We start from the raw sequence: 26,738 nt of genomic DNA, 5'->3' as shown, positions 1-26,738 counted from the left end.
CGGCGCTATGCTGTTTTTCATTCAACTCTTTGTGAAAACACATCATGAAGTCATTTCGCTCTGCGCTGCTGTTGACGGTTTGCCTGGCCGTGGCCGGCAATGTGCCCGTGTATGCCGGCGCAACTTCTCATTCTGGCACATCGTCCTCGTTTAAAAGTGGATTTTCTTCACAAAAGAGCAACGCCGCCAGGCATAGCAGACCGTCAGCGCCGCCCGCCAGCCGCCAGAGCGGTCCGGGTGCCTTCGGCCAGCAGGCCGGTTCGCCGGCCCAGCCGCAACGCAATACCTCGGCCATGTCGCGCGATGTCGACCAGAGCGCGTCGCGCGCCAATGCGCTGAGGACGCTGGATGAACGGCGCGCCGCCGCCAATAACCAGCCGCCGCCGCTGAACGATACCTTGCGCCAGCCGCAGCAACCGTCACCCGTGTACCGCGCGCCGGCCTACCCGGCGCCGGGGCCGGGTTATCAACAGCAGCCGTCCGGCAGTGGTAATGGCCTGATGGCCGGCGTGATGGGCTTCATGCTGGGGCGGGCGATGAGCCAGAGCCATCAACCGGTGGCCTACCCGACCACCAGCAGCAACCCGCCGGCAACGCAGTCCACCGCGACGACGGCGGGCACCGATAGCGACGGCAGGGTGACCGGCATGCCGGGTCTGGGCGCCCCGGCGCCGGCAGCCGCGCCGCAGCCGTCGTTCTTCATGAGCGTGCTGCGCTGGTTTGCCTGGTTGTCCGTGTTGAGTTTGCTGATGTGGGCGGCGGTGTATTCGGTACGCAAGTTCCGCCGCCTGCGCGCCGCGCCGAATTATTCGTTTGAAAGGAATTGATGATGGGCTGGACCGATGCATACAACTATCTGCGCAATGGCGCGGCCAGGCTGGCCGGCAACCAGGCGCCGCGCACCGATGGCGATCTCCCGCTCGGCGCGCGCATCGGCAGCGTGGTCGGCATCCAGCAGTCGCCGCTGCTGCGCGCGGTCGCCAATGGTTCGCTGATCACGCTGCCGGACGCGGACGACACCCGCATCCTGGCCGTGTCGCAGATCCGCCTCCAGCAGTCTGGCGGGCTGTACCGCTATTACCTGGAAACCGGCGACCGCGACGACAAGGAGAAGTTCCTGCAGGTCTACCAGAACGCCAGCGGCGAGGTCAGCGAGATCATGTACTGCACCCAGCTGGCGCGCGTGATTCCGGAGACGGCGGCCGATCAGGACGCCTACACGGGCCAGGCCGGCGCCGGCCTCGGCGACCGCAGCTACACGCTGTGGCGCCAGCAGCTGGACGATCTGGGCCTGGATCTGGAACTGGTGTTCGGCAGCAGCGAAGGCCTCGACTACTGGCGCGACGCCGGCGATCCGGAAACGCCGTACATGCCGCCGTTCACCGGCACCGAGGTGCGGCTGGACGACGCCAGCGGCCGCACCGGCCTGCGCCAGGAAATGTATTTCATGCCGTATGTGCGCACCTTGCGCGGCGGCGGCAACGAGTATTTGCTGATCACGACGGAAATTATCCGCAGCGTGAACGGCGATTCATCCCAACGCGGGATCCATGTCGACTTTGTGATTGGCATCCCGGTGGAGCAGCAACGCATCGTTATCCAATGATGCGCAACTTTGACAACGAAGGAAGACTGACATGAGCAACTTGAATGGCTGGGGTTTGACCGCGCGCCTGATCACCAAGCATTTCGGCGCACTGGGCAATCGCGTTTCCGAAGCGATCGCCAATTTTGATCCGGAAACCGCCACCGAGGCTGACCGCGACCGTCTGGCGGACAGTCTGCGCGGCGCAGCCCAGAAGCTGGCCGCCGCCCGCGCCGCGTTCAACAAGGAGGCCGATGACGTCGTCAAGCTGCGCCAGCTGATCGCCACCGACGAGCAGGCGGCCGGCACGCTGGCCGAGCGTCTGGCCAGCGGCAAGATTTCGGAATCGACGATTACGCTGTTCTGCGACGAGCTGGAGTCGAACAAGGCGCGCATGCCGCAGGAACTGCAGGAGGAAGCCGACGCCCGCCAGTACATGGACGAGCTGCAAACCATCGTTGACGCGCTGTCGAAACATCTGGCCGAGTTCGATTCGCAGGCGAAGAAGGCGATGCAGGCGCTGGCGTCGGCCCGGGCCCAGCAGGATCTGCAGCAGCTGCGCGCCGAGCGCCAGGCCCAGCTGACGGGGTTGCAGGGTATGCAAGGCCAGTCGAGCGCGCTGAGCGCCCTGACTCGTCGCGCCGAGACCATCCGTACCAATGCCGAAGGCTTGCGCATCGTTACCGATATCGGCCAGAAGCCGCTGGACCAGGCCGCCGAACTGGAGGCGATCCGCAAATCGGTCAGCCAGCCGGCGCTGGGCAATGAGTCGGCGCTGGCGCGCTTGCAGCGCCTGTCGGGCCAGCCCGCTGCCGAGCCGTTGGCGCTTGCAAAGTCCTGATCCGGCTACAATATAGGCCTGAGACGCCGTTCGGTGTCTCAGGTTTTATATTTTTAGATTGGAATGAATATGCAAGCGATCCCCCCATCAGAGTCCCTCATCGAGTATCCGAGCGACTTCCCGATCAAGGTCATGGGTCCGACTCATATCGATTTCGCCCCGACCATTACCGTGGTTGTGCAAAAGCACGATCAGGATTTCCACGAAGGCAAGATGGAAGTTCGCCCTTCGGCCAAAGGCAATTACACCGGCCTGACCTGCACCGTGCGCGCTACCAGCCGCGAGCAGCTGGATGCGCTGTACACTGAACTGTCGGCGCATCCGATGGTCAAAATCGTCATGTAAAAGCGTCATTCCCGCGAAAGTGGGAATCCTACGCCGTCACCAGGCACGCTCGGCATGGATTCCCGCCTGCGCGGGAATGACGGCTAGGCATGCTGGCGCTGGAAGACGGCAATCTCTTCCAGCAGCCAGTCACGAAACGCCTGCACCTGCGGCTTGCTCGCCGCACCGGGCGGCGTGACGAAGTAGTATTCATCCGGGCTCGGCGTGGCGACGTTGAACAGCCGCAGCAACTGCCCGGAGGCGATTTCCTGCATCGCCACCACGTGCCGCACCAGCGCCACGCCGTTGCCATCGGCGGCAGAACGCACCAGCATCGATAAATCCTCAAACAGCAGCCCGCCGGACGGTTCCGGCAGGTCGACTCCGGCTGCGTGCAACCACGGCGTCCAGCGCTCCACCGAGCGCAGCAGCGTATGCCGCGCCAGGTCGGCCGGCGCCAGCGGCAGCTGCCCACCGCGATAGTGTGGACTCACTACCGGGTAATACACATCCCCCATCAGCCGCAATACCACCATGCCCGGATAGTTGCCGCGCCCGAAGCGGATGCCGACATCGACGCCCTCGCGCGCCAGATCCTGCATGTGGCCGCTCGATTGCAGCACCACTTCGATATCTGGATGCAGCTCGATGAATTTGCCGAGACGCGGCGCCAGCCAGCGCGCCGCAAACGACGGAATCGAGGTGATGGTCAGCCGCTGGTTGATGCTGGCGGCGCGCATGGCGTCGGTGGCGGCCGCGATGTCGGCGAAGGCCTTGCCGAGGAACTGGGCGAATTTCAGGCCGTCGTTAGTTATTTTCACCTGGCGGCCGTTGCGCACGAACAGTTGCCGTCCCAACTCCTCTTCCAACGCCCGTACCTGGTGGCTGATGGCGCCGTGCGTCAGGTGCAGCTCTTCCGCCGCGCGCGAGAAATTCTCGTGGCGGGCCGCCGCCTCGAAGGCGCGCAATGCGGAAAAATTGGGCAGCCTGCGGGCCATGCTGTGGATAACTTTGTGAATAAAACTAACAAGAATTGCGAAAATATACCGTTATACAGGCACTTACACAAGGTTTACTATGTGAATAAATCTACCTAAGCCGGAGCCGCCATGTCGTTTGAACTGTACGCCGATAGCCTTTTCACCAGCCCGTATGCCTTGTCCGTGTTCGTGGCGCTGACCGAGAAGGGCCTGCCTTTCAGCCTCAAGACGGTGGATCTGGGCAGCGGCGAGCAGAAGCAGCCGGCGTTTGCCGACCGCGCACTCACCGCCCGCGTGCCGGCGCTGGTGGAAGGTGAAGGTCATGAGCAATTCGTGCTGACCGAGTCGAGCGCCATCACGGAGTACCTGGACGAGAGCTTCCCGCCGCCGGAATACATCGCGCTGTATCCGCAGGAGCGCCGCCAGCGCGCACTGGCGCGGCAAATCCAGGCCTGGGTGCGCAGCGACCTGGTGCCGGTGCGCGTCGAGCGCGATACCGAAACCGTGTTTTTCAAGAAGCCGTGCGCGCCGCTGAGCGAGACCGCGCAGGCGGCCGCCGCCAAGCTGGTGCACGTGGCCGAACGCGTCGTGCAAGGGCCGCAGCACCTGTTCGGCGACTGGTCGATTGCCGATACCGACCTGGCCATCATGCTAAGCCGGCTGGTGCGCAATGGCGATGAAGTGCCCGCCAAGCTGCGCGAATACGTCGATTTCCAGTGGCAGCGGCCGTCGGTGCAGGCCTGGCTGGCCCGCCACCAGCCGGGATGAAAGTTACGCACAGGCGTATAATGCCGGGATGACGTCTCCTACCTTCCCTGAGATCAAGCATCTCGGCCAAGCCGATTACGACAGCACCTTCGCCGCCATGCGGGCCTTTACCGACGCCCGCACGCCGGATTCGCGCGACGAACTGTGGATCGTCGAGCATGCGCCGGTCTACACGCTGGGGCTGGGCGCCGACCGCGGCCACCTGCTGGCCGGGGCGACGCAGATCCCGGTGGTGCAGACCGACCGCGGCGGCGAAGTCACCTATCACGGCCCCGGCCAGGTGGTGATTTACCTGCTGATGGACCTGCGCCGCAACAAGCCGGGCGGCAAGCTGTATGCCCGCCAATTCGTGCATAAAATCGAGCAGGCGATCATCAATGTCTTGCAGGCGTATAATCTGGTCGGTGAGCGCGTGGAAGGCGCGCCGGGCATCTATATGGCCGGCGGCGATCACAAAGGCGCGAAGATTGCCGCGCTGGGCTTGAAGGTACGCGGCAATGGCTGCACCTACCACGGGCTGTCGCTGAATGTGGCGATGGATCTGGCCCCGTTTTCCTGGATTAATCCTTGCGGCTATGCCGGACTGGAAACAGTCGATATGCGCACCGTTGGCGCGCAGGCAAAACTGTCGGATGTGCAACAGCAGCTGGCCGAGGAATTAGTCCGCGTCCTGGCGACCAACGAATGAACTGATTATGACCACTGAAACCATCGTAGCGTACAACCCGAGCGAAAAGCAAAAAGGCGCCAGCAAGACTTCGCGCATTCCGATCAAGATCGTGCCGATCGAGCAGGTCGAGCGCCTGAAGAAGCCGGACTGGATCCGTGTCAAGGCCGGGTCGCCGAACACCCGTTTCTACGAAATCAAGGAAACGCTGCGCGAAAACAAGCTGGTGACCGTATGCGAAGAAGCCAGCTGCCCGAACATCGGCGAATGCTTCGGCAAGGGCACGGCGACCTTCATGATCATGGGCGACAAGTGCACCCGCCGCTGCCCGTTCTGCGACGTCGGCCATGGCCGCCCGGACCCGTTGGACAAGGATGAGCCGACCAACCTGTCGCACACCATCGCCAAGCTGCGCCTGAGCTACGTCGTGATCACCTCGGTGGACCGTGACGACCTGCGCGACGGCGGCGCCCAGCACTTCGTCGAGTGCATCCAGAACACCCGCGCGCTGTCGCCGAAAACCCAGATCGAAGTGCTGGTGCCGGACTTCCGCGGCCGCCTGGAAAAAGCGCTGGCGATCTTCGCCGACGGTCTGCCGGACGTGATGAACCACAACCTGGAAACCGCGCCGCGCCTGTACAAGGAAGCGCGTCCGGGTTCGGATTACATGCACTCGCTGAAGCTGCTGAAGGATTTCAAGGCGCTGTACCCGAGCGTGAAGACCAAGTCGGGCATCATGGTCGGCCTGGGCGAGACCGACGAGGAAGTGCTGCAGGTGATGCGCGACATGCGCGAGCACGACATCGACATGCTGACCATCGGCCAGTACCTGGCGCCGTCCAACAGCCACCTGCCGGTGCGCCGCTACGTGCACCCGGACGTGTTCAAGATGTACGAAGAAGAAGCCTACAAAATGGGCTTCAAACATGCCGCCGTCGGCGCCATGGTGCGCAGCTCGTACCATGCGGACGAGCAAGCACACAACGTGCTGGCAGCAGGCTAAAAACAAAGGCTCCTCACGGAGCCTTTTTTGATTTGTCTTAAATGGCAGGGCTTGCGCTGTGGGTCTGGACGGCTAGACTGAACTGGCGGAGGTCACATGCCTATCATCGATATCGCAGTAGCACAAAATCAGCTCCCTGGCTTGCTGGAAGCCGTCAGGCGCGGCGAGGAAGTGGTCATTTCACAGGGCGGAGAACCTGTCGCCCAACTGGTTGCCCTTCGTCCTCCAAAGGTTGTTCGCCGGCTCGGCACCATGAAAGGCAAGATCTGGATCGCAGATGACTTCGACGCACCGCTGCCTGACGACATACAGGCTGCGTTCGAGGGGAAATAGTGCATTTGCTGCTGGACACTCACATACTGCTCTAGTGTCTACAAGGTAGTAGGAGCTGATCGTTTGCTGGCCAGCTACTCCCCGTTCGTTGAGCTGATTTGAACGCTTAGGCGTCCAGGCCTTTGGCCAGCACTTCGGCGACGGTCTGGTTCAGATCCTGGCCGCGCTCGGTGGCGAGGGCGTGCAGGCGTTTTACCAGTTCATCATTCAGTTTGACGGCGAATGGCACCAGGCCCAGCGCCTGGTCGCGTTTGCGCTGCTCGCGCTTGTCGATGACGGTGTTATCGGCATTGCCGAAGCCGGCGGCGCCCGGCGCTACCATCTTGCCCATCAGCTTTTTGGCGTCGGCCTTGGCCAGTCCTGTTTTTTTCATGTTGAGTTCCTCTTTAAAGACGCCATTCTACGCGCTTGTTGCCGTCGTGCCGTGCCTTGCTATAGCCAGTGCCCGGGCAGCATGGTCTCGCACAGCTCCACCCAGGCGCGGGCCGCATGCGACAGGTAGCGGCCGTTCCAGATGTGGGCCAGCCGCCAGTTGATTTCCGGTTCGACCACGCGCACCGCCGCCACCTCGACGCCGTTCAGGCGATGGATGAACGGCTCCGGCAGCAAGGCCACGCCGACGCCGGCCGATGCCATCGACACCAGCCAATCCCACTGGCCGCTTTGCGCCGCGATCACCGGCTCCAGTCCATGCTGCTGGAAAACCTGGCGCAAGGCCCGCGTCAACGCAAATTCATCCTTCAGCAGCACCAGCGGCATCGACGCCAGATTGGACAGCTTGATGGTGGCCGCATTGCGGCGGAAAGTATCCGGCTTGGCCACGGCCCAGATGGGAAACTTGGCCACTTCCTTCGATTGCAGGTCCAGCGACGGGTCGACCGGCGACACGGTCATGCCGAGTTCCAGTTCGCCGGTCGCCACCAGCCGCTCGATGACCTGACCGGTATCTTCGCGCAGCGTCAGCGCGATGTCCGGATGCCGTTCGCGGAACGCCTTCAGCACCGGCGTGAACAGCAGGTTGATCATCGGCGGAATGCCGACCGTCAGGTGGCCGCGCTGCAAGGCCTTGGTGTCTTGCAGTTCCGTGTTCAGCAGCCGCATGGAATTGAGCATCTCCTGGCCGCGCTCAAACACGATGCGGCCGGCGTCGGTCAATACCAGCTTGCGGCCTTGCCGTATCAGCAGCGCCTCGCCGACTTCCTCCTCCAGTTGCCGCACCATCTTGCTGATGGTGGACTGGGTGACGTACATCGATTCAGCGGCTTGGGTAAAGCTGTTCAGCTGTACGGTGGTGACGAAATAACGGAGCGAGCGGATGTCCAAAATGATCCCGTAGCGTTCGGTGATGAATCATGGATTTTACGCCAAGGCGCTATACTCGGCCGGAGTGAATCTAAAACGTTGGCATCGTCCGGGAACGCAAATGAGTGTACGTATCGAGGAGTCGTGGAAGCTGCGGTTGCAGGGAGAGTTTGAGCAGCCGTATTGGGAAGCGCTGACGTCTTTCGTGCGCGCCGAGTATGCGGCGACGCAGTGCTGCCCGGCTGGCAAGGATATCTTCCGCGCTTTCGACTTGACGCCGTTTGATGACGTCAAAGTCGTGATCCTCGGACAGGACCCGTATCATACGCCCGGTGCGGCGATGGGCTTTTGTTTCTCGGTGCCGGAAGGGAATCGGCCGCAGCCGAGTTTGCAGAACATCTTTAAGGAGCTGCACAACGATCTGGGTGTCGATCGTCGCCAGACGGATCTCAGCGACTGGGCGCAGCAGGGGGTGTTCTTGCTGAATAGCGTGCTGACCGTGCGCGCGCGTGAAGCCGGTTCGCACGCCAATCATGGCTGGGAGACGTTCACTGACAGCGCCATCCGCGCATTGTCGCAGCAGCGTGAGCGCATTGTGTTCATCCTGTGGGGCAGCTACGCCATCGCCAAGCGCGCGTTGATCGACAGCGGCAAGCATCTGGTGATTACGTCGCCGCATCCATCGCCGTTCTCCGCGCATAAAGGCTTCTTTGGCAGCAAGCCGTTTTCGCGGGCGAACGATTATCTGGCCGCCAATGGTCAGACGCCGATCCACTGGGCTTGAACATCAAACGCACGCTCGATGAACCACACCAGCGCCACCAGGGCGATGACGGCGGAACCGCCGGTCAGCAAGTGGTGGTAGAACCGGGTCCGGCGCAACGAGAACGCCAGCGGCAGGAACACCGCGACGATGCACAGCTGGCCAATCTCCACGCCCAGATTAAAGCCGAACAAACTCGCCAGCAGCGCGCCTTTTGGCAAACCGAGGTCGATCAATACGCTGGCAAAGCCGAAGCCGTGTATCAGGCCGAAGCCGAATGCCGCCCACGGGCGACGTCCGCGAAACAGCGGATAGACGTTGTTCACCGCCGCCAGAATCACTGAGGCGGCAATGGCCGATTCCACCAGGCGCGAAGGCAGCGATATCAGCGACAGGCTGGCCAGCGTCAACGTCAGCGAGTGCGCCAGTGTGAACGCTGTCACCACTTTCAGCACGTCAATGAAGGCGCCGCGCAGATTGTCGGCCGGCGCCGCCAGCAGTACCGCCGGTAGCAGCAGCGACAGCAGGAACAGGATGTGATCGTAGCCGATCCAGATATGCCAGACACCGTCCTTGACGTAGGCGCTGAACTGGCGCCACTGGTCGGGCGCCGCCAGTGACAGACTTTGTTGCGCATGCGCCGGCTCGAAAATTGCGGTGGAGGTGACGCCCGCATGCGTCAGCCGCAGCAAGCCCTTGTGCTGTGGATCGAGATCGGCGAACAGGCGGTAGCCGATGATCAGCGTGGACGGTGACGACGGGCAGGTGGCGGTGAAGCGCAGCACGCTGTAGGCGCCGTCGGTGTGATCATCGATCAGTTGCTGGCCGGCTTGCACGCGGCAGGCGCCGGCATCGGTCGCCAGCTTGAGGCGCTCCAGCGCATAGGCGGCAATCGCGGCGTGGCGGGTGCGGATTTCGTCCCACGTCAGCTTGCCATCGCCATTCTGGTCAAGGCCGATGGCGTAGTCCAGGTCGCGCAGCGCGATGTCCCATTGACCGCTGACCTGTTCGCCCTGCACGTCGAGCGACAAATAGCTGTCGCTGGGTTTGTGCGCAGCCGCTGGCAGCATGGCGCAGCACAGCAGCAAACCAAGTAGCCATCGTTTCATCATGTCCCCGCTTGCAGTTGGTGGATCAGCCGCGTGGCGGCGGCATCTTCGGTGTGATGGGTGGCGACCCAGTCGATGACCTGTTTGGCGGCGGCGGCATCGCGTGCCTGCACGGCGGCTTGCAGATAGATGCGGATGTCGGCGGGTTCTTTTTGCACGTCCCAGTTCTTGCGCGCCAGGGTCAGCGCAGTTTTGGCGTCGTGACGCAGCACCAGCTCAAAGCGCGCTTGTTCTCGTTGGTGGACGGTGTCGCCGCGTTGGGCGGCGGCGTCGAAGCGCGCGGCCAGTTCGCGGATATCGGCTTGCATCGCGCTTTGCTTGCCGGCCTGTTGCAGGGCGAGTGCACGGCGTAGCAGCAACGCGTCGATGCGCTCCTGATCACGCAGAAGTTCCAGTACGTCGGCGGCGCGGTTTTGTTCCAGCAGCAGGTCGGCGTAGGCGCCCAGCAGATAGCTGTCGCGTGGGCTCAGCGTCAGTGCGCGGCGGAAGCGGGTTTCGGACGTTGCCGCGTCGCCGCGTCGTTGCGCCATTTCCGCCAGCAGCGTCAGTGCCCAGACGCGCAAGTCCTGTGGTGCGTTGGCGCTGCGGGATAGCGTCAGGTCCAGCAGCTGTTCGCTGGCGGCGGCCTTGCCGGTGACCGCGCCGATGTTGGCGATGCAGGTAATGGCCACCAGTTCGATCGACAGGCCGGACACCCGCGCGCAACTGGTGGTGGCGCCGGTGTAGTCGCCTTGCACGGTCTGCACGGTGGCTTGCGTCAGCCAGGCCTGGACATTTTGCGGCTCGGACGCCAGCACGGCTTTCAGGTCGGCCAGCGCCGGCATGAATTGGTGGGTGCTTTGCAGGAGTGTGGCGCGCAGCAGGCGGACGTCGGTCGGTGGCGCGGCTTGTTGCCACCACGGGGCGAGTGCGGATTCCGCGTAGCCCAGGTAGCGTGGATCGGTTTCGCTGCGGGCCAGCGCGATGTAGCGGCGCGCGATGGTGGCGGCCAGGGTGATGTCGTTCGGGCTGGCGTTCAGTTGGCTGCGCAAGCGGCGCAGTTCCTGTTGTGCAGGGTCGCCCCGGCGCGGCACGGTTTCCACCACCAACTGGCCGCTGGCGGGAATGTAAGGGGCTGCCTGAATGGCAGCGGCGCTGCAACATGCCAGCGCCAGGATGAGTTTGTGCATGATGGGCCCTCGGCACTTGTTACCCCGCAGACTGCGGAGGCCAGGGTCTGACCCCGTACGGGGTCAGACCCTTTCGGTTGCGGGTTACTTCAATACGACTGGCTCGGTATCTTCCGGTGCCGTGGCGACGATGCTGTCGATCGCTTGCGGTTCGGTGGTGGTTTCGCTGCCGTCACCGATGATTGCCAGTACGGCCGTGAAGAACGCATCCACCATCGAGACCGGCGGTGGCGGCGTGGTCACGGGCGGCGTCGGCGATTCATAGTGGCTGCTGCTGCCACCGCAGGCGCTGAGCACCAGCAGCGCACCCAGGCCCAGCGTCAGGATGCGGATCTTCATGGCGCCCCCCGTGCGGCTTGCACCACGGCGCCGGTTTGCGGCGAACCTGGCAGCGGCGTTTTCAGATACGGGAAGCCGGTGTTAAAGAAGCTGGCGTCCAGGAAGGCGCCGTCGGTGAAGTGCAGGCCGCCGGCAGGTGCATCGGCTGGTGCGCAGCCGAGGTTCAGCGTGCACAGCTTGCCCATCACCACGCGCAGCGCGATATCGACCACGTCATCGCCGGGACGGCGGCCGTTCGGGAAGCCGGCATTGTCGCCGCCGATCACGCCCAGGCGGTTCTGGCTGCCCACGGCGACCGCTGGCGTGCTGGTATTGAGGCGCAGCATTTCGGACGGCGTGACGGTGGCCGGCTGGTTCAGGCCTTTAACGCCGGTCAGGAACGCCGCCACCAGATCGTTGCGCGGGAAGTTGGTCGGCGCCTTGGCGCCGGCGCTGCCGTACAGGATTTCAATCAGCGCCGGCAGCGTTGGATTGGTCACGTAGGTGGCAAACTGCGTATCGCCGGATGGCTTGCTGGCGTTGAAGGTGTCCTTATCCTTCAGCCCGATCACCACTTCGTTCACCAGCGGCATGCCGAGGCGCGAGACTTGCGTCCAGGCGCCGCCTTCTTTCGACGGCGTGCCGGTGTTCGGCGTTGGATTCAGCAAGCGGCCCTGGCGCACACTGGCGGTAGTCCAGCCGCCGATCACCGGATCGCTGCTGCCGGCGGCGGTCAGGCAGGAGGCTGCCACTTCCATCTCGATGGCCGTGACGTTCTTGCCGGCCAGGTCATCCTTGGCGGCGCTTTCCGCATTGGCGGCAAATTCGGTGGCCGGCGCCTTGATGTTGACCAGGTCGAAGGTCTCGCCCAGGTTGACCACGAACGGGTCTTTGCGCTGGCCGACGAACACCCGCGCCGGCGTGCTGCAACCAGGGATGTTGACGTTGTAGACGTGCGCCGCCGCATAGGCTGCGTAGTTTGGAATCGACTTGTTGCCGATGTTGTCGAGCGGCTTGTCGAAGGTGGTGCCGCCATCGGCGGCATTGGTGACGGCGGCCTTGGTGCCGGTCCGGCGGTCACCGCGCACCACGTTGATGGTGTAGGTTTCGCGGATGTTGGCGCCGGCCGCGTTGGGCGCGGCGATGGCGCCGCCATTGATCACCAGTGGAATCGAGACCTGCTTGCCGCCCACGGTCAGCTTGGTGTCCTTGTTGGTGTTATTGAAGCGGAACTGGAACGTCAGGTCTTCCTTGGCGTCGCCGTTGTTGTCGATGTGGATCTCGTACAGCGCGTTCGGGTCCATGGCGAAGTAGTTGGGACCGGCGCCGGGGTCTTGCAGCGGAACGTAGTCGGCGATCAGGGTGACGAAGTTGGCGCGGCCGGTTTCGTAGCTGCGGAACATATAGAAGTCGGTGCCGTCGACCTTGGGGCTTTGCGTAATGAACGGTGCTTCGCGATGGCTGGACGCCATTGCCGCCGGCAGATACGCGCCGGCCAGTGTGCCAATGACCGCCAGGCGCACGGCTTGATTGATGATAGTTTGCATCTCGCTTCCTCCGAATGAGTAGACCTTCTGTGGGTACTGCAGGCTGATATACGCGGCGCACCGCGCGTCAGATTCAGATTTCATAAGATTATTTTTTAGAAACTATGGCTGAGGGTCAGCCGCAGCGTGCGCGGCTCGACCGGGTGGAAGTGCACATCGCTCACGCCCTCGGCCGGCTCGCCCGCCAGGCGCGAGGTGTAGTAGTAGTCGATGTCGCTGGCGCGCCGGTTGAACAGGTTGAAACCGTCCAGCGTCAGTTTGGTGCGTTGATTCAGTTGATAGCCGATGCGGCCGTAGGCCAGCGTGGTGGCGGCCGAGCGCACGCTGTTGTCTTCGATCAGCGGCCGCTGGCCGAAGTAGCGCAGCTCAAAGCCGCCGAACCAGCGGCCGATGTCCTTGACGGTGACGCCGAACGACGCCACTTTGTCGAGCGCCTCCGGCACGTAGTTGCCCACCGGGTCGCTCTGGCGGTAGCGCGCGTGCGACACCGCCAGGTCGAGGTCGAACAGCAGCCACGGCGCGGCGAGGTAGTGGTTGCTCCATTCGACGCCGGTGCGGCGGCTGGCCCGGCTGGCTTCGGTCTGGCCGCTGTCGCCGGCGTAGACCAGTTCCGAATCGATATCCAGCGCCCACAGTGACAAGGAGCTTTGCAGGCCCGGCAGCCATTCGCTGCGCACGCCCAGTTCGGCGCCGCGCGTGCCGACCAGTGGCGGCGCCGGATCGGGACCGGTGACGCCGCGCGCGTCGTTGCTGTGGAAGCCGGCGCCGTAGTTGATGAAATATTCGGTCCTGGCCCACGGGCCGAAGATCAGCGACAGCTTGGGCGAGAACTTGTGCGCGTTGGCGCCGTCGTCGTTGACCTTGAAGCGATAGGCGTCATAGCGCAGGCCGGTGATGGTGCGGAAAGTCGGCGTCCAGTAGCTGGTGTTGTCCGCATACAGGCCGACGCTGGCCTCGTTGACGCGGTCCTCGCGCACGGTAGACAGCCGCTGGCGTCCCTCGGTGGCGTACAGGCCGATGGGGGCGATGTGGTCGTAGCGCGCCTGCACGCCGAGCTGGTTGCGCATGTCGATGCCGCCAATGTTGCTCAGCCAGGCCTGGCTGACGCTGCCGCCGCCGATGGTGCGGCGTTCGCTTTGCTGGAACTGGTCGCCGTGGACCGGGTCGTTCAGCAGGTAGGTGAAGTTGCTGTACAGGTCCAGGCTGGAATGCACCAGGTAGGCCGAGGCCTGCGTCACATGGTCGCTGTCGCGGCGGTGCATATTCCAGGCCAGGCTGGTGCGCGAAGTGTCGCCGCCGTCGGAGGGATCAAGGCTGCCGAAGCGGTCGATCAGGCCTTCCTGCACGGCCCGCAGCGGCACCTGGTCGGTGGCGTTCCAGCGGTTGCGGTAGGCCATGGCGGTGATGCTGTAGCCGTCCTGCGCGTCGCCGTGGCTGTAGCGCAGCGTGCCGCTGTATTTGCGCACCTGCTCCGGGGTTTGCCAGGGACCGTTGTTGCGGCTGATCTCCAGTCCGTACAGCAGCGTGCCGCCGGCGGCGGCAATGGAGTCGGCCAGCACGCCGCGCTGGTAGCCGTAGCTGCCGGCAGTCAGGCTGGCGATGCCCTGCTTCAATTGGTCGCTGAGGCCGATGTGGGCGGCGCCAGCCGATGAGAAGTCGCCTTCGTCGGCGAAGTAACTGCCTTTCTTGTAGTCGATGCGCTGCACCAATTCGGGAATCAGGAAATTAAGGTCGGAATAGCCCTGGCCGTGCGCGTTGCTGCGCATATTGACCGGCACGCCGTCGACCCAGGTGGCGAAGTCGGTGCCGTGGTCTAGGTTGAAGCCGCGCAGGAAGTACTGGTTGGCCTTGCCGTCGCCGCTGTGCTGGGTGACGATCATGCCGGGCACGAACTCCAGCAGCTCGCCGGTGCGCAGCGCCGGACGGTTGGCGATCAGGTTGGCGGTCACCGTGCCCTGGCTGGCGGCGTCGGAGGTGCCGACGGCATTGTCGTAATGGCCCAACACTGTCACGCTGGCCAGCGCACCGGTGCTGTCCTCGGTAGCCAGCGCGGTCCCATGCAGGGTAATAGCCAGTAACGTCGTCGATACTACCGTCATCGTGCCGCTGATTGTCATTTGGTCCCCTTACCCGCATTATTGGATGCTACATGTTGTAATGCTTATACGAAGGCAAGTTCCAATCGGATTCATGATTTTGTTTGTACTGCGTTGGGAATATGGTAATTTTCTTCATCCTCCGATTAAGGCAAGCCGTGTCCGACACTCACACTCTCGATCCCCAACAACTGCGTACCTGGCTGAATGGCGCTGCGCTGCACGACGCCGCAGCTTTCCGCTCGTTATATGACGCTACTTCAGCGAAACTGTTTGGCTTTGCGCTGCGTATATTAGGCAAGCGCGAACTTGCTGAAGAAGTGTTGCAAGAGAGTTTCGTCGCGATCTGGCACAACGCCGGCACTTATCAAAGCCACCTGGCCGCACCGATGACATGGATGACCACCATCGTGCGCAACAAGGCTTTCGATTTGCTACGCCGTAGCGATGTCGCCGCCGAAATCGATGGAGACCCGTTTGACGCCGCTATCATGAATGCACTGCACGACCCTGCCGCCACGCCGATTGAGGCGCTGGAACTCAGCCGCGACGCCAGCGCGCTGGCCTATTGCATGTCGGCGCTGGAAGGCCTGCACCGCCAGGTGGTGGGACTGGCGTTCTTTCATGATTTGTCGCACAGCGAAGTGGCGCAGCAGATGGCGCTGCCGATCGGGACCGTCAAGACCTGGATACGCCGCAGCCTGGAAAAGCTGAAGACGTGCCTGGCCAAGGGAGAGCGTCCATGAACATTCGCGACAATGCGCCATTGCGCGAAAAGCTGGCGGCAGAATATGTACTCGGCACGCTGAAAGGCGGCGCGCGTCGCCGCTTCGAAGGGTATCTGCACAACGATGCGGCGCTGCGCCGCCTGACGGTGGAGTGGCAGGACCGCCTGACGCCGATGGCCGAATTTGCCACGGCGGTGCAGCCGCGCAAACAGGTGTGGGCCGGCATCGAACGGCGCCTGAATCTGCGGCCGGCGCCAGCCGGCTGGCTGGTGTCGCTGACCTTCTGGCGTTCGCTCGGCCTGGCCTCGACCGCGATGGCGGCCTTGCTGGTGGTGGTCATCGGCACGCGCGTGCTGGATCAGCCGCAGCTCGATTACGTCGCCACGCTGACCGATGCGAAATCGCAGACCGCGCTGGTGCTGACCGGCGATACGCATCGCAAGGCGCTGACCGTGCGTCTGGTCGGCAACGCGCCGGTGGCCAGCGACAAGACGCTGCAGCTGTGGGCGGTGCCCAAGCAAGGCAATCCGCGTTCGCTCGGCCTGCTGGCTGACAAAGGTGAAGTCAAGCTGGCGCTGGGCAGCAATGCGGTCGGCGACGACGTCGCGCTGCTGGCGGTATCGCTGGAGCCGAAAGGCGGCTCGCCCGATCCGAATGGTCCGACTGGCCCTATACTCTACAAAGGCGCGTGGGTACGCGTAATGTAAATAGGGAGCAGCATGGACGCGGAAAAATTCAATACCGGGTACTTCAACCAGTTCGGCAAAGGCACCCTGCCGGACCATCTGGGCATCGTCATCACATCCGTCAAGGAAGGCGAGATTGTGGCGGAATTTGCCGTCAGCGGCTATCATCTCGCGCCGAACGGTTTCCTGCATGCGGGCAGCGTGGTCACGCTGGCCGATACGGCCTGCGGCTATGCCTGCTTCTCGCATCTGCCGGAAGGCGCGCAGAACTTCACCACCGTCGAGTTGAAATCCAATCATCTCGGCACCGCGCGCGAAGGCACGGTGGTGGCAACCGCCACGGCGGTGCATCTGGGCCGCACCACGCAGGTGTGGGACGCCACGGTCATCAACAAAGATACTGGCAAGACAATAGCGTTGTTCAGATGCACGCAAATGATCTTGTACCCCAAATAATCTGATAAATTGCAGTAGAAGCCGAGCCCCCGCTGAATTCTCTTTATCGCTTTAATCAGGACTGATATGAAAAAATTCATCAAACGGCTCGGCTGCGGCATGCTGCTGGCTTCTTCGCTGGCCATGGCGCAAACGCCCTACACCGAGGACTCCACTTACCAGGGGCTGGGCGGCAAGGAAGGCATCAAGAAGATCGTCGATACCTTCATCACGCTGGTGCTGGCCGACCCGCGCATCAAGGAAAGCTTCACCGACTTCGACATTCCGCAGCTGAACGTGCGCCTGCAGGAGCAGTTTTGCGAGTTCGCCGGCGGTCCGTGCAAGTACACCGGCAAATACCATGACAAGGCAATGGAAGGCGTGGGGCCGGTACGCGACATGAAGAGCGTGCACCAGGATCTGCAGATCACCAACGCCATGTTCAATGCGCTGACCGAGGATTTGCAGATCGCGATGGAACAGCACAATGTGCCGAGCCGCGTCGCGCTCAAGCTGGTCGCCAAGCTGGCGCCGATGCAGCGCGATATCGTCACCAAGTAAGCCATCGGGAGCATCACAATGAAAAAAATTATTCCAGCCTTGATGGCTGCGCTGGCGGTATTCCCGTCTGCCGGCGCATACGCGCAATCGTCGCCCGACATGGGCAAGCTGCTGGCCACCGGCGGCGTGATTCAGGTGGAAGGTGCGGGCGGCGGCGGCATTACGCCTTGGGCGCTGATCAGCGGCTACGGCTCGCGTGACAGCTGGGGCGCGAATGCGCACTACACCTACATCAACACGCAGGACTACAAGTTGGGCAGCTACGGCGTGGCAATCGGCATCGCCGACCGTCTGGAAGTATCTTTCGCCAACCAGGAATTCAAGGGCAGCCTGGCGCCGCTGGATAAGCTCAACATCAAGCAGGATATCGTCGGCCTCAAGCTGAAGGTGCTGGGCGATGCCGTGTATGAGCAGGACAGCTGGGTGCCGCAGGTGGCGATCGGCTTGATGTACAAGAAGAACAAGGGCGTGCGCGGACTGGAAGCGCTGGGCGTCACCAACGTCAGGCAGCTCGGCGCCAAGGACGATCACGGCTACGACTACTACGTCTCGGCCACCAAGATCTACCTGGAGCAAAGCCTGCTGCTGAACGCTACGCTGCGCGCCACCCGCGCCAACCAGATGGGCATCCTCGGTTTCGGCGGCGACCGCAATGACGACACGCGCCTGATGCCGGAGTTCTCGGCCGCCTACCTGATCACCCGCAAGGTGGCGCTCGGCGCCGAGTACCGCCGCAAGCCGCACAATCTGGGCGTGGACAACGAGAAGGCGTATTACGACGCCTTCGTCGCCTGGTTCCCGACCCGGAATGTGTCAGTGACGGCCGCGTATGCGGAGCTGGGTGACATCACCATCTTCAACCCGAAGAAGCAGCACGGCCTGTACCTGTCGCTGCAGGCCGGCTTCTAGCCGGCTTAGTAGGATTTGTAGGGCGGATCGGTCGGCACGGCGGTCGGCAGCGAGCCTTTGTACGGCACAATCTGCAGCCAGGCGTAGTTGAGGAGAGCTTTATGCCACGCAAGCCGTGTGCCAGTTAGCTCTTCAGCGATTCATCCAGCAGCTTGTGCAGCGCCGGGAAATCCGGCTCGCCCAGGTAGCGCTTGAGGATTTTGCCGTCCTTGCCGATGACGAAGGTGGTCGGCGTCATCGAGACGTTGCCGTAGGCCTTGGCGGCCGAGCCGTCGGCGTCCAGCGCCACCTTGAACGGCAGCTGGCGCGTTTCGGCGTAGTTGGCGACGTAGTTGGCCGGGTCGTAGCTCATCGCGACCGCAACGAATTCGAGGCCCTGGCCCTTGAACTTGTTGTAGGTCTCGACCATCTTCGGCATCTCGCCCACGCAGGTGGTGCACGAGGTGGCCCAGAAGTTGACCATCACGACTTTGCCCTTCAGGCTTTCCGGCGTGATTTTCTCGCCTTTGAGGCTGATGAAGGTGAGCTGCGGCGCCACCTCGCGCTTGGCCAGCGCGGTGTAGCCGCCAAAGCCGATGGCGGCGATCACCACGGCGGCGATCACCGGCTTGATCCAGCCGCGGGAAGTGGTGGCTGATGCGGTGCTCATTGTGTGCTCTGCGAATTGCTGGTGGCGGTGTTGGCAGGCTGAGGCTGGTACTGCTTCAGCTCGTCCTCGCTGATGTATTCAAACACCTTGACCACCTTCATCACGCCGCTGACGCCGCGGGCGATGTCGGCGCCGATCTGGCCTTCGCGCTGGGTCACGCGACCCTGCAGGTAGACCACGCCGCGCTCGGTCACCACCTGGTAGGAGTTGGCCGAAATGTCCTTGGCGTCGACCAGGCTGGCCTTGACCTTGCCGGTGATGATGGTGTCGCTGGAACGGGAGGTGTAGCTGGCCAGGCCGGCCACTTCCAGTTCGTTGATGACGTCGATCACGCCTTCGATGCCGCGCACTTCGCGTTCCACCGCCGCCTTCATGGCGTCGTCGCGCACTTCGCCGGTCAGCAGCGCGCGGCGGTTGAAGCTGTTGATGTTGACATGGCCGGCATCGCCGGTCACGTTGTTGATCTTGATCGCGCCCTTGACTTCGATCGCGCGGTCTTCGGTTTGCGCGCCAAAGGTGCGGCGGTCGGAGGCCGCCAGCGTACCGGAAATCGCGCCGCCCGCCACCAGTGCGACGCAGCCCGACAGCGATGCCAGCATGGCGCCGCACAGCACGCTCATGACCAGCGGACGTTGTACTTGTTTCCAGATAGCGCTGGACTTACTCATTCGCGTCTCCTCCGAACAGCGCGACGTCGATACCGTCGCAAATTGCATGAATGGTGACCAGGTGAACTTCCTGGATGCGGGCAGTACGGTCGGCCGGCACGCAGATGTGGACGTCGGCGTCGGTCAGCATCTTGCCGATGGCGCCGCCGCCTTTGCCGGTCATGGCGACCACGCGCATTTCGCGCTCCAGCGCCGCTTCAATCGCCGCCACCACGTTGCCTGAGTTGCCGGAGGTGGAGAACGCCAGCAGGATGTCGCCTTCCTGGCCGAACGCCTGCACCTGCTTGGAGAAAATCTCGCGGTAGCTGTAGTCGTTGGCGACCGCCGTCAGGATCGAGGTGTCGGTGGTCAGCGCGATGGCCGGCAGCGGGAAGCGTTCGCGTTCGAAGCGCCCCACCAGTTCGGCCGCAAAGTGCTGCGAATCGGCGGCCGAACCGCCGTTGCCGCAGACCAGAATCTTGTTGCCGTTGGACAGCGCCGAGAACATCATCTCGATCGCCTGCGCAATGTGTGGGGCCAGCACGGTCGCGGACTGGATTTTAATTTCGGCACTTTCGTGGAAGTGCGCCAGGATGCGTTGATTAGTCATAGTTGCTGATTATAGTGCAGTCGTCCGGCAGACCGGACAAGCGCTGTTAAAAATGCTTACATCTCGAGCATATTTTGTATCCATGACAACTTTTCATCGTCGATGGCGACCAGGTCGAAACGGCACGGCGGCGGGATTTTATGACGGAACAGATAATATTGCGCAGCGCGCAGCAGGCGCTGCTGCTTGGCCGGGGTGACGCTGTAGACGGCGCCGCCGAAGCGGCTGGCGGCGCGCTGGCGCACTTCCACGAAGACCAGCGTCGGCCCTTCTTGCATGATCAGGTCGATTTCGCCCGATTTACACAGAAAATTGCGCTCCAGCAGCGTCATGCCCTGGGCCTGGAGGTGGGCCAGCGCCCGGTCCTCGCCCAGCCGGCCGAGCCGCTGCTGTGGGGTGCGCGGCATGGCATCCTCATGGACTGACCGGCTGCGGCGCGCCGTTCTGGTAGACGGCCGATTGCTCGATGCGCTCGAAACGGGCCGGGCCCTGGCCGAAATCGACCGTCAGACGGCCGGTGACGCCGTCCAGCTGGAAGCGGCCGACCGGGTGGCGGCCGATTTCGCGCGCCACGCGGAAGGCGTCGATGCCGAGCGCGTACAGGCGCGTCATGTCGGCGCTGCCGACGCCGGTTTGCACCGGGCGCGGATAGACCATCACCGCCGGATGGTCGCGCTGCACTTGCCACGGCAGGTCCAGCAGGCGCACGCCGTCCAGGTCCTGGGTCGGGAAGCCGGCGCCGCTGCCGGGATTGAGCGCCGAGGTGCCGTAGATCGGCAGGTTGCTGAATTGCTCGGTGGGCGCCGCCGCCGGTGGCGGCGGCAGCGCGTCGGCGGTGCTGAAGATCGGATTGGTCGGCTCGGTGCTGACGGTGCTGCCGAGCGCCTGGCGCAACTGGCGCGTCTGGTCGGCGCCCATGGCCGAGAACAGCAGCGCCGGCAGGTTCTGGCGCAGGGTGGCGCGCAGCTGCACCAGTTCCGGATCGCTCAGGTAGCCGTCCGGCGAACTCAGCTCAATGGTGCGCACCGGGCGGCCCAGCTTTTGCCACTGGCCGGCGAAGGCGGCCGCCACCCGGCGTTGCCAGGCCGAACCGGTGGTCAGCACCAGGGCGGCGCCGTCCGGCTGTTCATTGGCGGCCCATTGGGCGGCCTGGCGCGCTTCTTCCTCGATCGACAAGCCGATCGCCACCATGTTCTGCGGCAGCGGCGCGGCGCCCGGCTGGCCGTAGCCTTCGGGGTAATTCAGGGCGATGGTCGGTTTGCTCAGCAGCGGGCTGGCTGCCACCGTGGCCACGGCGGCGCGCGACAGCGGGCCGACCACGATATCCTGGTCCTGCAGCGCGCGGGCGTAGGCCGACAGGATATCCTGCGGCACGTCGCCGGTTTCCAGCACGCTGACGGTGATGTTGGCGCGGTCGCGCTCCCAGGCGGCCATGAAGCCGGCGCGCACCGAATCGGCGGCGGCGCCCAGGGTTTCCGAGCGCAATGGCAGCAGCAGGCCGATGCGGATTGGGGTATCGGACGGCAAGGCGTTATAGTCGACGTCGCGCACGGCGGCCGGCGGCTCGGCGCGCGGCGGCAGCTGGCTGCGGTCCTCGTCTGCCGAGGCGGTGGCACCCGGCAAGGTGATGGCGAACACCTCGGCCGGCGGCGGGGTCGGCTCCGGCGGCGGCTTGGGCAGCGGCGCCGGTTGCATCACCACTGGCGGCGGCGGACTTGTTTTTGCGGGCTGGGGCGCGCACAATCCACCCGGCGCGTCGCAAAACGGCGTGCTGCATGCACTCAGCACTGCGGCAGCCATGCACAGCAGCGTCAACCTCACACTATTCATCCTACCTACCCCCCAATGAGCGACCTCGTATCCAGTTCCATCGCCAACCTGCCCGTCATGGGCGAAATGGCGCACCAGACCTATCCTAGCGCAACCTTGTACGTTGTGGCGACCCCCATAGGCAATGTGACGGATATTAGCCTGCGCGCGCTGCATGTTTTGAGCCTGGTCAATGCTGTGGCATGCGAGGACACGCGCAACACCGCCCAGCTGATGGGCCGCTTCGGCCTGCACAAGCCGTTGATTGCCGCGCATCAGCACAACGAGCGCGAGGCGGCCGAAGTGCTGATCGCCCGTTTGCAGGCCGGCGAGCGCATCGCGCTGGTGTCGGACGCCGGTACGCCGGCCGTGTCCGATCCGGGTGCGCGGATTGTCGATGCGGTGCGGGCGGCGGGGTTGCGGGTGCTGCCGCTGCCGGGCGCGTCGGCGGCGGTGACGGCCCTGTCGGCCAGCGGGCTGGTGAATGACCAGTTTTACTTTGTCGGCTTTCTGCCGGCCAAGGCCAAGCAGCGCGAGAATTTCCTCGGCACGCTGCGGGCGGTGACGGCGACCATGGTGTTTTATGAGGCGCCGCACCGCATCCTGGACTGCGCCAGCGCGCTGGCCTCGGTGTTCGAGCCGACCCGCCAGGTGGTGTTTGCGCGCGAGTTGACCAAGATGTTTGAAGAAATCCACCGCTGCCCGCTGTCCGAGGCGGAAGCGTGGATCAAGGCCGACGGCCATCGGGAAAAGGGCGAATTCGTGGTGCTGCTGGAAGGCGCGCCGCCGGCGGAGGACGAAAACGACGCCGAGGCCGACCGCATCCTGCAAATCCTGCTGGCGGAACTGCCTGTCAAACAGGCAGCCGGATTGGCCGCGCAAATCACCGGCCGCAAGAAAAACGCGCTGTACGACCGCGCGCTGGAGCTGAAAAGCGCCGATTAGATGAAATAACCGCCACCGTCATTCCCGCGCGGGAATCCATGCGGAGGTTGGTTGGCCTGTGTTCTATGGGTTCCCACCTGCGCGGGAACGACGGCGGTTAAAACTTGCAGTGCTTGTCGAAGGCCCACACCAGCGGGGCCAGCAGGCCGAGGCCGGCGCCTTTTTGCAGGCAATCGCCCTTCTTGGCGCTGGCTACGCCTTTTTGCAGCTGCGTCTCATGGTTTTCCGGATACAGCGGATGGTCGTCCAGCTGCGCCACCGGCAAGCCGGCGCGGGCCGGATCTTTTTCGGTGGCCACCTTGCGGGCGGTTTTCAGCGCCGCGTTCATATCAAACTGTTTTGGCTGCTGCTCCGGATGCAGCGGATCGGGCGCGGGCGGCAGCGTAATGGCTTGCGACTCGGCTGGCTGAACCTGCGTCTGCGCGGCCACGGCCGGCTGCGGCTCGGCCGCTTGCGGCGTCGTGGAGGCGGTCGGCGCATTGCGCACGCGCGGCGCGGCCTTGGCGACTTCCGGTTTGTCGCGCTTTGGTTGCCGCCGTGGCGGCGGTTCGATCCTGGCGACCATTTGCGGCGGCTTGAGCGGTTGCAGCCATACCGTCATGCTCCGCTGCGGCTGTTCATGCGCCGGCGCATGGGATAAGCGATAGCCGAACAGCAGCACCAAATGCAGCGCCAGCGACACGGCAATGCCGGCCACCAGGCCGGGACGGCGGCGCAAGCTGGGCTGATCGAATGAAAAAGTGGCGCTCATGATTTTTCGATCATAGCATCAATTTTAGTAGGCACTTGACGACCTTCCTGCCAGGCTGTATTATCTTGCTTCTTCGGAGTGTAGCGCAGCCCGGTAGCGCACCTGGTTTGGGACCAGGGGGTCCAAGGTTCGAATCCTTGTACTCCGACCAGAATCTAAAAACCCTGTTTGACGGCAACGTCAGACAGGGTTTTTTCCTATTCGCTCCTGATTTTGGCTCCTTCGTCGCACGCGCCGTTGCGCCGCCGCGCCGCCGGTAGAATGGGCTGCATGAATACGACGCCCTCCTACCTCAAACCCTCCTTCGAGCACGATCGCAAGCTGGTGCGGCGCTACTACTGGCAATCGCTGCTGCGCCTGTGGGCCGGCATCGGCATCCTGGTCGGCTGCTTCATCGTGTTGCTGGTGACACTGCTCTCCTCCCTGGCCGCGCGCGCCGGCATGCATTCCGGCTGGAACTGGGGCATGGTCATGGCCATCCTGTGGCCGGCCTTGATACCTTCGGTGGGCGTGATCAGCACGGTGCGCAGCTACCTCAACGACCTGACCGAAGCCGGCACGCCGCTGACCGCCGAGATGTTCAGTTCGCGTCCCCAGCGCGTGCTGCTGTCGCCGCTCGATCCGCTCAGCACCTACGACTTGTGCGCCGAAACGCTGTCCGGCCTGGCGCTGGGCATGGCGCTGGGCTATCACGGACCGGCGGTGTTCCGTCATTCGCCCTTTATTGGCAAGATCGTGCTGGGGCCGTGGCGGCCGCTGTGGCTGGGCCGCAGCACCGAAGTGGTGGTAGCGACGGAAGTGGACGGGCCGGTGGAAATCCGCATCCGCCGCCGTTTCGGCATTAACTTCTTCTGCGTGCAGCGTGGCGAAGCATTGCACGCCGTGCAAACCATCGCCACCCATTTGCAGGACCAGCTGGCCCAGCGCGATCGTGCGCTGCGCGCCGTCAAGCGCGAGCAGGAACTGGAACGCGCAGCGCTGCAGGCGCGGCTGACGGCATTGCAGGCGCAGGTCGAACCGCACTTCCTGTTCAATACCCTGGCCAACCTCAAATACCTGATCCGTACCGACGCCGACACCGCGCAGCAGATGCTGGATCACCTGGTCGGCTACCTGCAAAACGCGCTGCCCGATATGCGCTCGGCATCGTCGACGCTGGAACGCGAGCTGGCGCTGGCGCGCAACTACCTGTCCATCATGCAGATCCGCATGGGCCAGCGGCTGCGCTTCCGCATCGAGGCCGAAGATGCCGCGCTGTCCCGCGCCGTGCCGCCGGCGATGTTGATCTCGCTGGTGGAAAACGCCGTCAAGCATGGACTGGAACGCGCCAGCAGGCCGGGCGAAATCATCATCAGCGCCACGCTGCGCGGCAGCGAACTGCGGGTGCAGGTATGCGATGATGGCGTCGGCCTCACCGAGCAGATGGGACAGGGCTTTGGGCTGGCCAACATTCATGAACGCTTGCAGCTGCTGTATGGCGAGCGCGCGTCGCTGTCGGTGGCGGCGTCGGAACAGGGCGGCGTGCGGGCCACGCTGATCATCAAGGAGTAAGCATGCCGGTAGCACTGATAGTGGAAGACGAACCGTTGCTGATGGCCGAATTGCGCGACCAGTTGGCGGCCCTATGGCCGGAGCTGAGCATCGCCGGCCATGCGGAAAATGGCGTCGAAGCGGTGTCGATGCTGGAGGCGCTAAAGCCGGACGTGGTCTTCCTCGACATCCAGATCCCCGGCCTGACCGGCATTGAAGTGGCGCGGCACGTGGGCGAGCATGCGCAGATCGTGTTCGTCACCGCCTATGCCGAACATGCGGTGCAGGCGTTTGAAGCCGGCGCGGTCGATTACATCGTCAAACCGGTGACGGCGGCGCGCCTGCTGCAAACGGTGAAGCGGTTGAAGACCCGCAGCACGGCGCCGGTGCCGGCGGGCGTGTGGCAGCAACTGGCGCCGGCGCCGGTGCAGCATCTCAAGTGGATCAAGGCCTCTGCTGGCAACACGGTGCGGCTGGTGATGGTGCGCGACGTGCAGTTCTTCCAGTCGGACGGCAAATACACGCGGGTTGTCACATCAGAGGGCGAGGCGCTGATACGCCTGCCGCTGAAAAGCCTGATCGAGCAACTGGACCCGGCGCAGTTCACCCAAGTCCACCGTGGCGCCATCGTCAATCTGGAAGCGATCGACCGCATCGAGCGCGATGGCACCTCAATGGAAATCCGCCTCAAAGGCCGCGCCGACAAACTGGCCGTCAGCGACGCCTACACGCGCCAGTTCCGGCAAATGTAAAACCCTTAATCAGCCTGCGCGCTTGGCGGCGATGGCGTTGCCGGCGCGGCTGGCGCCTTTGCGGTTGAGGAATTGCGAGATGAACTGGCCGGCGTCCACCACGATATCGAGATCGATGCCGGTGTCGATGCCCAGCCCCTGCATCATGTACAGCACATCTTCGGTGGCGACGTTGCCGGTCGCGCCTTTTGCGTACGGGCAGCCGCCCAGGCCGGAGACCGACGAGTGATAGATGGCGATGCCCAGTTCCAGGCTGGCGTAGATATTGGCCAGCGCCTGTCCATAGGTATCGTGGAAGTGGCCCGACAGGCCGTCCACGCGGAATTGGCCGATGGCGCGCTCCATCACCGCCTGCGTCTTGCGCGGCGTGGCGACGCCGATGGTGTCGGCGATGTCGATTTCGTCGCAGCCAAGGTCGCGCATGCGGCCCACCACGTCGGCCACTGCATCCAGCGGCACCTCGCCCTGGTACGGACAGCCGAAAGCGCAGCTGATGCTGCCGCGCAGACGGATGCCCTGCTCTTTCGCCGCCTTGGCCACGCCTTCAAAGCGCGCAATCGATTCGGCGATGGAGCAGTTGATGTTCTTTTGCGAGAAGGCTTCCGACGCCGAACCGAAGATCACCACTTCGTCCGCGCGCGCGGCCAGTGCCGCTTCAAAGCCCTGCATGTTGGGCGTCAGCGCGGAGTAGATCACGCCCGGCGTGCGCGTAATCGCCGCCATCACTTCGGCGCTGGTGGCCATCTGCGGCACCCATTTCGGCGACACGAAGGCCGCCGCTTCGATGTTCTGGAAGCCGGCGCTGGTGAGACGGTTCACCAGCTCGATCTTGATTTCGGCCGGGACGTTTTCCTTTTCATTTTGCAGGCCGTCGCGCGGGCCGACTTCAACGATTTTGACTTGCTTCGGTAAGCTGCTCAT

Annotated in this window: 32 protein-coding genes and 1 tRNA gene; 18 read left to right on the top strand and 15 right to left on the bottom strand. The window is 63.7% G+C overall.

The genetic code is table 11. The features are described 5' to 3' along the window. The first annotated feature begins 44 nt into the window (after positions 1 to 44). The 4 genes from GTP55_RS01010 (at position 45) to GTP55_RS00995 (ending at position 2,771) form a co-directional block, all read left to right on the top strand. On the top strand, positions 45 to 827 hold the full coding sequence (locus GTP55_RS01010) for a hypothetical protein (protein WP_161043140.1): 783 nt from the start codon (positions 45 to 47) through the stop codon (positions 825 to 827). Beyond that, complete coding sequence (locus GTP55_RS01005) at positions 827 to 1,606, top strand: DUF2491 family protein (RefSeq protein ID WP_229257689.1); 780 nt, start codon at positions 827 to 829, stop codon at positions 1,604 to 1,606. The genes GTP55_RS01010 and GTP55_RS01005 overlap by 1 nt, the downstream gene beginning before the upstream one ends. A gap of 31 nt (positions 1,607 to 1,637) precedes the next feature. Continuing rightward, positions 1,638 to 2,426, top strand: coding sequence for a hypothetical protein (locus GTP55_RS01000; protein WP_161043139.1), 789 nt, complete (start codon positions 1,638 to 1,640; stop codon positions 2,424 to 2,426). Positions 2,427 to 2,495: 69 nt separating this feature from the next. Further along, complete coding sequence (locus tag GTP55_RS00995) at positions 2,496 to 2,771, top strand: DUF493 family protein (protein ID WP_154357370.1); 276 nt, start codon at positions 2,496 to 2,498, stop codon at positions 2,769 to 2,771. Between the two features lie 83 nt (positions 2,772 to 2,854). Here the strand turns inward: GTP55_RS00995 and gcvA are convergent, their stop codons facing one another. Further along, positions 2,855 to 3,748: a transcriptional regulator GcvA gene (gene gcvA, locus GTP55_RS00990; protein WP_161043138.1), complete on the bottom strand. Its 894-nt coding sequence runs from the start codon at positions 3,746 to 3,748 to the stop codon at positions 2,855 to 2,857. Positions 3,749 to 3,859: 111 nt separating this feature from the next. Between gcvA and yfcF the strand changes: the two genes are divergently transcribed. The 4 genes from yfcF to GTP55_RS00970 all read left to right on the top strand — a co-directional run bounded on the left by yfcF (position 3,860) and on the right by GTP55_RS00970 (position 6,501). Continuing rightward, positions 3,860 to 4,498: a glutathione transferase gene (gene yfcF, locus GTP55_RS00985; protein ID WP_161043137.1), complete on the top strand. Its 639-nt coding sequence runs from the start codon at positions 3,860 to 3,862 to the stop codon at positions 4,496 to 4,498. 28 nt (positions 4,499 to 4,526) lie between these two features. Next, positions 4,527 to 5,186: a lipoyl(octanoyl) transferase LipB gene (gene lipB, locus GTP55_RS00980; RefSeq protein ID WP_161043136.1), complete on the top strand. Its 660-nt coding sequence runs from the start codon at positions 4,527 to 4,529 to the stop codon at positions 5,184 to 5,186. A gap of 7 nt (positions 5,187 to 5,193) precedes the next feature. Next, a complete protein-coding gene (lipA, locus tag GTP55_RS00975; RefSeq protein ID WP_110845971.1) occupies positions 5,194 to 6,168 on the top strand; it encodes a lipoyl synthase in 975 nt (324 codons plus the stop codon). A gap of 96 nt (positions 6,169 to 6,264) precedes the next feature. Continuing rightward, positions 6,265 to 6,501 carry a type II toxin-antitoxin system Phd/YefM family antitoxin gene (locus GTP55_RS00970; protein ID WP_161043135.1) on the top strand — a complete coding sequence of 79 codons (237 nt, stop codon included), beginning with the start codon at positions 6,265 to 6,267 and terminating at the stop codon, positions 6,499 to 6,501. Between the two features lie 106 nt (positions 6,502 to 6,607). Here GTP55_RS00970 and GTP55_RS00965 read toward each other — a convergent pair whose 3' ends face one another. Together GTP55_RS00965 and GTP55_RS00960 are read right to left on the bottom strand one after the other, a co-directional pair. Next, positions 6,608 to 6,874, bottom strand: coding sequence for a hypothetical protein (locus GTP55_RS00965; RefSeq protein WP_161043134.1), 267 nt, complete (start codon positions 6,872 to 6,874; stop codon positions 6,608 to 6,610). Positions 6,875 to 6,933: 59 nt separating this feature from the next. Then, the gene (locus tag GTP55_RS00960) at positions 6,934 to 7,824 is read right to left on the bottom strand and encodes a LysR substrate-binding domain-containing protein (RefSeq protein ID WP_161043133.1); all 891 of its coding nucleotides are present in this window, start codon (positions 7,822 to 7,824) and stop codon (positions 6,934 to 6,936) included. A gap of 100 nt (positions 7,825 to 7,924) precedes the next feature. Here GTP55_RS00960 and GTP55_RS00955 point away from each other — a divergent pair, with 100 nt between their 5' ends. Continuing rightward, complete coding sequence (locus GTP55_RS00955; protein ID WP_161043132.1) at positions 7,925 to 8,587, top strand: uracil-DNA glycosylase; 663 nt, start codon at positions 7,925 to 7,927, stop codon at positions 8,585 to 8,587. On the opposite strand, the gene GTP55_RS00950 is transcribed toward GTP55_RS00955, so the two are convergent. The 5 genes from GTP55_RS00950 to GTP55_RS00930 all read right to left on the bottom strand — a co-directional run bounded on the left by GTP55_RS00950 (position 8,563) and on the right by GTP55_RS00930 (position 14,826). Continuing rightward, positions 8,563 to 9,678, bottom strand: coding sequence for a HupE/UreJ family protein (locus tag GTP55_RS00950; protein ID WP_161043131.1), 1,116 nt, complete (start codon positions 9,676 to 9,678; stop codon positions 8,563 to 8,565). The genes GTP55_RS00955 and GTP55_RS00950 overlap by 25 nt on opposite strands. Further along, a complete protein-coding gene (locus GTP55_RS00945; RefSeq protein ID WP_161043130.1) occupies positions 9,675 to 10,844 on the bottom strand; it encodes a tetratricopeptide repeat protein in 1,170 nt (389 codons plus the stop codon). Before GTP55_RS00945 ends, GTP55_RS00950 begins: the two co-directional genes overlap by 4 nt. Positions 10,845 to 10,928: 84 nt before the next feature. Next, positions 10,929 to 11,183: a hypothetical protein gene (locus GTP55_RS00940; RefSeq protein WP_202423425.1), complete on the bottom strand. Its 255-nt coding sequence runs from the start codon at positions 11,181 to 11,183 to the stop codon at positions 10,929 to 10,931. Further along, the gene (locus GTP55_RS00935; protein ID WP_161043129.1) at positions 11,180 to 12,709 is read right to left on the bottom strand and encodes a DUF4331 domain-containing protein; all 1,530 of its coding nucleotides are present in this window, start codon (positions 12,707 to 12,709) and stop codon (positions 11,180 to 11,182) included. The genes GTP55_RS00940 and GTP55_RS00935 overlap by 4 nt, the downstream gene beginning before the upstream one ends. 95 nt (positions 12,710 to 12,804) lie before the next feature. Continuing rightward, positions 12,805 to 14,826 (bottom strand): TonB-dependent receptor, encoded by a 2,022-nt coding sequence (locus tag GTP55_RS00930; protein ID WP_229257688.1) that lies wholly within the window; start codon positions 14,824 to 14,826, stop codon positions 12,805 to 12,807. Positions 14,827 to 14,963: 137 nt separating this feature from the next. Here GTP55_RS00930 and GTP55_RS00925 point away from each other — a divergent pair, with 137 nt between their 5' ends. The 5 genes from GTP55_RS00925 to GTP55_RS00905 all read left to right on the top strand — a co-directional run bounded on the left by GTP55_RS00925 (position 14,964) and on the right by GTP55_RS00905 (position 18,124). Then, complete coding sequence (locus GTP55_RS00925) at positions 14,964 to 15,551, top strand: sigma-70 family RNA polymerase sigma factor (protein WP_161043128.1); 588 nt, start codon at positions 14,964 to 14,966, stop codon at positions 15,549 to 15,551. Continuing rightward, a complete protein-coding gene (locus GTP55_RS00920) occupies positions 15,548 to 16,240 on the top strand; it encodes an anti-sigma factor (protein ID WP_161043127.1) in 693 nt (230 codons plus the stop codon). Before GTP55_RS00925 ends, GTP55_RS00920 begins: the two co-directional genes overlap by 4 nt. A gap of 12 nt (positions 16,241 to 16,252) precedes the next feature. Further along, a complete protein-coding gene (locus GTP55_RS00915; protein WP_161043126.1) occupies positions 16,253 to 16,675 on the top strand; it encodes a PaaI family thioesterase in 423 nt (140 codons plus the stop codon). 66 nt (positions 16,676 to 16,741) lie between these two features. Then, the gene (locus tag GTP55_RS00910) at positions 16,742 to 17,215 is read left to right on the top strand and encodes a group I truncated hemoglobin (protein WP_161043125.1); all 474 of its coding nucleotides are present in this window, start codon (positions 16,742 to 16,744) and stop codon (positions 17,213 to 17,215) included. 18 nt (positions 17,216 to 17,233) lie between these two features. Beyond that, positions 17,234 to 18,124: a DUF3034 family protein gene (locus GTP55_RS00905; RefSeq protein WP_161043124.1), complete on the top strand. Its 891-nt coding sequence runs from the start codon at positions 17,234 to 17,236 to the stop codon at positions 18,122 to 18,124. 124 nt (positions 18,125 to 18,248) lie between these two features. Here the strand turns inward: GTP55_RS00905 and GTP55_RS00895 are convergent, their stop codons facing one another. The 5 genes from GTP55_RS00895 to GTP55_RS00875 are packed head-to-tail and all read right to left on the bottom strand — an operon-like array spanning position 18,249 to position 21,725. Beyond that, positions 18,249 to 18,773, bottom strand: a complete 525-nt coding sequence (locus GTP55_RS00895) for a peroxiredoxin family protein (RefSeq protein WP_161043123.1) — start codon at positions 18,771 to 18,773, stop codon at positions 18,249 to 18,251. Further along, complete coding sequence (locus GTP55_RS00890; protein ID WP_202423421.1) at positions 18,770 to 19,441, bottom strand: BON domain-containing protein; 672 nt, start codon at positions 19,439 to 19,441, stop codon at positions 18,770 to 18,772. The genes GTP55_RS00895 and GTP55_RS00890 overlap by 4 nt, the downstream gene beginning before the upstream one ends. Next, positions 19,434 to 20,030 (bottom strand): phosphoheptose isomerase, encoded by a 597-nt coding sequence (locus GTP55_RS00885; protein ID WP_110845954.1) that lies wholly within the window; start codon positions 20,028 to 20,030, stop codon positions 19,434 to 19,436. Before GTP55_RS00885 ends, GTP55_RS00890 begins: the two co-directional genes overlap by 8 nt. A 56-nt stretch (positions 20,031 to 20,086) precedes the next feature. Further along, positions 20,087 to 20,437, bottom strand: a complete 351-nt coding sequence (locus GTP55_RS00880) for a YraN family protein (RefSeq protein ID WP_161043122.1) — start codon at positions 20,435 to 20,437, stop codon at positions 20,087 to 20,089. Positions 20,438 to 20,444: 7 nt separating this feature from the next. Further along, positions 20,445 to 21,725, bottom strand: coding sequence for a penicillin-binding protein activator (locus GTP55_RS00875; RefSeq protein ID WP_229257687.1), 1,281 nt, complete (start codon positions 21,723 to 21,725; stop codon positions 20,445 to 20,447). Between the two features lie 150 nt (positions 21,726 to 21,875). Here GTP55_RS00875 and rsmI point away from each other — a divergent pair, with 150 nt between their 5' ends. Further along, positions 21,876 to 22,784: a 16S rRNA (cytidine(1402)-2'-O)-methyltransferase gene (gene rsmI, locus GTP55_RS00870; RefSeq protein ID WP_161043120.1), complete on the top strand. Its 909-nt coding sequence runs from the start codon at positions 21,876 to 21,878 to the stop codon at positions 22,782 to 22,784. Positions 22,785 to 22,881: 97 nt separating this feature from the next. Here rsmI and GTP55_RS00865 read toward each other — a convergent pair whose 3' ends face one another. Continuing rightward, the gene (locus GTP55_RS00865) at positions 22,882 to 23,535 is read right to left on the bottom strand and encodes a hypothetical protein (protein WP_161043119.1); all 654 of its coding nucleotides are present in this window, start codon (positions 23,533 to 23,535) and stop codon (positions 22,882 to 22,884) included. Between the two features lie 74 nt (positions 23,536 to 23,609). Between GTP55_RS00865 and GTP55_RS00860 the strand changes: the two genes are divergently transcribed. The 3 genes from GTP55_RS00860 (at position 23,610) to GTP55_RS00850 (ending at position 25,817) form a co-directional block, all read left to right on the top strand. Continuing rightward, positions 23,610 to 23,686 (top strand) — tRNA-Pro (locus GTP55_RS00860). Between the two features lie 119 nt (positions 23,687 to 23,805). After that, entirely contained in the window at positions 23,806 to 25,086 is a 1,281-nt protein-coding gene (locus tag GTP55_RS00855) for a sensor histidine kinase (protein WP_161043118.1), read from the top strand. A 2-nt stretch (positions 25,087 to 25,088) separates the two neighbouring features. Beyond that, the gene (locus GTP55_RS00850) at positions 25,089 to 25,817 is read left to right on the top strand and encodes a LytR/AlgR family response regulator transcription factor (protein WP_161043117.1); all 729 of its coding nucleotides are present in this window, start codon (positions 25,089 to 25,091) and stop codon (positions 25,815 to 25,817) included. A 9-nt stretch (positions 25,818 to 25,826) separates the two neighbouring features. On the opposite strand, the gene GTP55_RS00845 is transcribed toward GTP55_RS00850, so the two are convergent. Continuing rightward, a complete protein-coding gene (locus GTP55_RS00845) occupies positions 25,827 to 26,738 on the bottom strand; it encodes a hydroxymethylglutaryl-CoA lyase (protein ID WP_161043116.1) in 912 nt (303 codons plus the stop codon).

The sequence above is a fragment of the Duganella margarita genome (assembly GCF_009857535.1).
Lineage (GTDB): Bacteria > Pseudomonadota > Gammaproteobacteria > Burkholderiales > Burkholderiaceae_D > Rugamonas > Rugamonas margarita.
The sequence above is the reverse complement of the archived record's forward strand: the minus strand, read 5'-3'. Positions and strand labels throughout refer to the sequence as shown.